General features: G+C 73.0%; 4 protein-coding genes. 3 read left to right on the forward strand and 1 reads right to left on the reverse strand.

The features are described 5' to 3' along the window. Positions 1-29: 29 nt before the first annotated feature. On the reverse strand, positions 30-782 hold the full coding sequence (locus ABZU75_RS28170; protein ID WP_355560297.1) for a DUF1707 domain-containing protein: 753 nt from the start codon (positions 780-782) through the stop codon (positions 30-32). A 200-nt stretch (positions 783-982) separates the two neighbouring features. Between ABZU75_RS28170 and ABZU75_RS28175 the strand changes: the two genes are divergently transcribed. The 3 genes from ABZU75_RS28175 (at position 983) to ABZU75_RS28185 (ending at position 4786) form a co-directional block, all read left to right on the forward strand. Beyond that, complete coding sequence (locus ABZU75_RS28175) at positions 983-2431, forward strand: ankyrin repeat domain-containing protein (protein ID WP_355560300.1); 1449 nt, start codon at positions 983-985, stop codon at positions 2429-2431. Between the two features lie 205 nt (positions 2432-2636). Beyond that, positions 2637-4256 carry an isovaleryl-CoA dehydrogenase gene (locus ABZU75_RS28180; protein WP_355560303.1) on the forward strand — a complete coding sequence of 540 codons (1620 nt, stop codon included), beginning with the start codon at positions 2637-2639 and terminating at the stop codon, positions 4254-4256. Positions 4257-4357: 101 nt separating this feature from the next. Next, entirely contained in the window at positions 4358-4786 is a 429-nt protein-coding gene (locus ABZU75_RS28185) for an OsmC family protein (protein WP_343967483.1), read from the forward strand. The last annotated feature ends 145 nt before the right edge of the window (positions 4787-4931 follow it).

The raw sequence follows: 4931 nt of genomic DNA on the forward strand, positions 1-4931 counted from the left end.
TGAGAGACCGCGCGGGTGGGGGACGGCCGTCAGTGGCCGGGCAGCCGGGGAGGCCTGGGGGGCCGGGGAGGCCTGGGAGGGTGCGCTGAGCTCCAGGGCTGAGGGGGCGGGTGGATCTGGTGGGGGCGTGCCTCACCGGGCAGCTCGCCGCGCATCTGGTCCCACTGCTCCCGCCAGGCGGCCCACTTCTTCTTGAGGGGCTTGGCCCGCGAGTCTCCGACCACCTTGATGTCCCCCATGAGGACATAGGCCTTGACCCGGACGATCGGCACGTTCGTGCCCGGGGGCGCCTCGATCACCTGGACCTTCTTGTCCCCCATGATGGCGATGCCGTCGAGCTCGACGTCCACGCCGTCCGGGACGATGATCTTCACGTCGCCCATGACCGCGGTGGCCATGATGTCGACCACCCCGGTGCGGACCTCGGCCTGGCGCAGGTCCAGCACGACGTCGCCCATCACGGCGACGGCACCGAGCGGTTTGTCGATCCGCCATGTGCCGCGCCGCTTGGAGCTGCCCATCACCGCCACGAACCAGCGTCGCGCCGCCCCGCCCCGCTCGGCCTCAGCCGGAGGATAGGCGGGGGCGGGCGCCGGGTGGCCACCTGGCAGGTCCGCGGTGAGCACGGCCAGCTCGGCCTGGGTGAGGGCGGTGTAGGCCGCCTCGGTGCGCTCGGTCAGCTCGCCGAGGGTCAGCCGTCCCTCGACGGAGGCGACCCGCAGCCATTCGACGGCGGCCTCCCGCTCGGCGTCCGAGACCCGCATTTCCCCGGGATCATTCATGACTCACAACATATCGCGAGTTGTCTGAATAGAGGATCCCCAGAAGGTAGGAAGCGCGGTGCGCCTGGAGAAGGAGGCCAGGCCTGCTGACGCCCCCGCACCGGGCACCGCGTCCACCATACGGCGGCGCGGGGCACCGCGCCGGGCGTCGCGGCCGGTGTACGGCCTCCTCGCCAAGGCAGGCAATATGATCCGTAGGCATGTACCGAGAACTCCTGGACGCGGTGACGGGTAACGACGCCGAGCGGGTCGAGCGGCTGCTGCAGAGCGGGACGAGCGCCGACCCCGGCGGTGCGGAAGAGCCCACCGCCCTGTACCTGGCATCGAGCGCGGGGCGCGTGGCCGTCGTGCGCGCACTGCTGGCCCACGGAGCCGACCCCAACCGGATCAGCGGCGGACAGGACGCGGGGCTGCCCCTGTGCGCCGCCTCGGCCTGGGACCGCGTCGAGACCGTGGAGGCACTGCTGGCCGCCGGGGCCGACGTGTCCGGGCGGGAGGCCGACGGGTGGACCGCCGTGCTCTGGGCCGCCGCCAACGGGCGGGCCGATGCCGTCCGTACGCTGCTCGCGGCCGGGGCGGACCCCGAGGACGCCAACGAGGGCGGCGACACCGCGCTCACCCTGGCCACCCGGCGCGGCGCCCTGGGTGTCGTGCGCGCGCTGCTGGAGGCCGGCGCCGAGGCCGACCGGCCCGACGGCGACGGCGACACGCCGCTGTCCATCGCCTACGACTGGCTCGGCACCCAGCTGGAGAGCGCGCTCCTTGAGCAGGTCACCGAGCAGGCCCCCGAGGGCTCGCAGTTCGTCGTGGGCCGCAGCCGGGCCACGGACGGCACCGACCTGGTGACCGTCGCGGCGGTGGGCCCTGACGGGACCCGCGTGGCCGAGCTCACCTGCCAGCGCGGGCACGCGGCCGTCGCGACCCTGCTGGAGGACGCGACGGGCGAGCGACTGCCCTTCGACGAGATGGTCGAGCGGGCGATGCCCTACCGCGACATCGACGAGGAGGCCGAGACCTGGTGGACCGTGGCGAGCTCGCTGAGCCGGCGCGGCGACGGCGAGACCTTCGACGCGGCGGCGCGGCTGTGCGCGAGCGAGGACCCGCGCAAGCGGGAGTTCGCCGTCGACGTGCTCGCCGAGTTCGGCTTCACCGAGGACGAGAAGCCCTTCCTGGAGGAGACGCTGCCGATCCTGCGACGGATGGCGGCCACCGAGGGCGACGAGCGGGTGCTGCGCTCGGTGCTCGGCGCGCTCGGTCACCACGCCGACCCGCGTGCCCTGCCCGAGGTGCTGGAGATCATCACCTCCGACGGCTGGACCCGCACCCAGGCCGACCCCGCCGCGCTGGCCGCCGTCCTGCCGGCCGGCCACGCCGAGGGACTCGCGCTGCTCATCTCGATGACCGAGGACCCCGACGCGGAGGTACGCGACTGGGCGACCATGGGCCTGGCGGGTCTGGCGCAGGACAGTGAGCCGATCCGCGACGCGCTCGCCGCCAGGCTCGACGACGAGGATCTGAACACTGTCGCCGAGGCCACCCGCGGCCTGGCCACCCGGGGGGACGCCCGCGCCCAGCGGGGCGCCGACCGCGTGCTCGCCGAGAGCGACGAGGACGACGACTACGTCCGCGACCTGGTCAAGAACCTCTGAACCGCGAGCCGTACGCGCGACTCCCCCCGGCCGGCGCCGGGGCGGAGGACGCGTACGGCGGGAGGCCGTTCCCGGAGGCCGCCCCCTCCAACTCCACACGAAAGTCGGACATAGCACCACAATTAAGTGCACCAACCCTCCGGAGGGATGTTGAGATAGGTATAGGAGCCGGCGACGGGCCGGATGAGTTCACCGGAGGCCCCACGTGACCCATGACGTCTTCAACCAGGCAGATCCGCTCACCGGGCACGACGTGTCCGCCGACGCCGCCCTCATGGACGGCGTGGACCGGGAGGGCGCGGGATGGGCCACGGGGGAACTGCGCAGGCTCGGCCTCCTCGCCGGTTCCGAGCAGGCCCAGGAGTGGGGACGGCTGGCGAACGAGCATCCGCCCGTGCTGCGCACCCACGACAGGTACGGGCGGCGGATCGACGAGGTGGAGTTCCACCCCGCCTGGCACGAGCTGATGACCGTCGCCGTCGGCAACGGCATGCACGCCACCCCGTGGACGAGCGCCAGGCCGGGCGCGCACGTGGCCCGCGCCGCCAAGTTCTATCTCTGGAGCCAGGTCGAGGCGGGGCACGGCTGCCCGATCTCGATGACCTACGCGTCGATCGCCGCGCTGCGCCACAGCCCGGTGCTCGCCGCCGAGTGGGAGCCGCTGCTGGCCTCGCGGAGCTACGACTTCGGGCTGCGCCCGCCGCTGGGCAAGCGCGGCGTGCTCGCCGGGATGGCGATGACCGAGAAGCAGGGCGGTTCCGACGTGCGGGCCGGCACCACCCGCGCCGAGCCGCTGAGCGACGGAAGCTACCTGCTGACCGGGCACAAGTGGTTCAACTCCGCGCCGATGTGCGACGTGTTCCTGGTTCTCGCCCAGGCCCCCGGCGGGCTGTCGTGCTTCCTGCTCCCCCGGATCCTGCCGGACGGCACCCGCAACGCCGTCCAGCTGATGCGGCTGAAGGAGAAGCTGGGCAACCGGTCCAACGCCAGCGCCGAGGTGGAGTACCACGGCGCGACGGCCTACCTGGTGGGCGAGGAGGGCCGGGGCGTGCGGACCATCCTGGAGATGGTCAACATGACCCGGCTGGACTGCGTGATCGGCTCCGCGGCCGGCATGCGGTACGGCGTCACGCGGGCGGTCCACCACGCCAGGCACCGCGCCGCGTTCGGCAGGAAGCTCGCCGACCAGCCGCTGATGCGCAACGTGCTGGCCGACCTGTCCCTGGAGTCGGAGGCGGCGACCGTCCTGATGACGCGGCTGGCCGGCGCCACCGACCGGGCCATCGCCGGGGACCGGGCCGAGGCCGCGCTGCGCCGCACCGCGCTGGCCGTGAGCAAGTACTGGGTCTGCAAGCGCGCTCCGGCGCACGCGGCCGAGGCGCTGGAGTGCCTGGGCGGCAACGGCTACGTCGAGGAGTCGCAGATGCCCCGGCTGTTCCGCGAGTCGCCGCTCAACGGCATCTGGGAGGGCTCGGGGAACGTCGCGGCGCTGGACGTGCTGCGCGCCCTGGGCCGCGAGCCCGAGGCGCAGGAGGCGTTCTTCGCCGAGGTCTCGCTCGCCTCCGGCGCCGACCGCCACCTGGACGCCGCCGTCGACCGTCTGCGTAAGTCCCTGGACGACACGACGGACATCGAGGCCCGCGCCCGGCGTGTCGCCGAGGACATGGCCCTGGTGCTGCAGGGGTCGCTGCTCGTCCGGCTGGCGCCGACGGCCGTCGCCGACGCCTTCTGCGTCTCCCGGCTGTCCGGCGACGCGGGCCGCGCCTTCGGCACGCTCCCCCCCGGCCTGGATCTGGACGTCCTCGTCGAGCGCGCCTCCTACTGACCCGCCCCCGGCGGGCGTTGCGGGGCCGTTCGGGCATTGGCTCCGGGGAGGCGAGTAGGGTCGGTCCTGGTTGACTCTTCATGATCGAAAGGATGATCGCCATGGCGACGACACGTACCGCGACGACCCAGTGGAAGGGCTCGCTGATGGAGGGCGCGGGCAGCGTCTCCCTCGACTCCTCCGGGGTGGGCACGTTCGACGTGTCCTGGCCCTCGCGCGCCGAGCAGGCAAACGGCAAGACCTCCCCGGAGGAGCTCATCGCGGCCGCGCACTCCTCGTGCTTCTCGATGGCCCTGTCCCACGGGCTGGCCCAGGCGGGCACCCCGCCGCAGACCGTGGAGACCAAGGCCGACGTGACCTTCCAGCCGGGTGAGGGCATCACCGGGATCGTCATCTCGGTCCGCGCCCAGGTCGACGGCCTGACCGCCGAGCAGTTCCAGGAGGCGGCCGAGAAGGCCAAGGCGAACTGCCCGGTGAGCAAGGCCCTCGCGGGCACGACGATCAGCCTCAACGCCGAGCTGCTGAGCTGATCACGGCCGGCCGCCCACGGTCATGACCGATCACGACCGACCGGCCACGATCGGGCTGATCACGGTTGAACCGCTCACCGGGCGGTCACCACCGGGGTGATCACCGCACCCTCCGTGACCATGCGTGCCCCACGGGACACGCATG

It is taken from the genome of Streptosporangium sp. NPDC005286, from assembly GCF_040607515.1.
Classification (GTDB): Bacteria; Actinomycetota; Actinomycetes; order Streptosporangiales; family Streptosporangiaceae; genus Streptosporangium.

Bases quoted from the DNA above. Each gene is read 5' to 3' on its own strand.
- ABZU75_RS28175 (WP_355560300.1), top strand. From the start codon at position 983: ATGTACCGAGAACTCCTGGACGCGGTGACGGGTAACGACGCCGAGCGG.
- ABZU75_RS28185 (WP_343967483.1), top strand. From the start codon at position 4,358: ATGGCGACGACACGTACCGCGACGACCCAGTGGAAGGGCTCGCTGATG.
- ABZU75_RS28170 (WP_355560297.1), bottom strand. From the start codon at position 782: ATGAATGATCCCGGGGAAATGCGGGTCTCGGACGCCGAGCGGGAGGCC.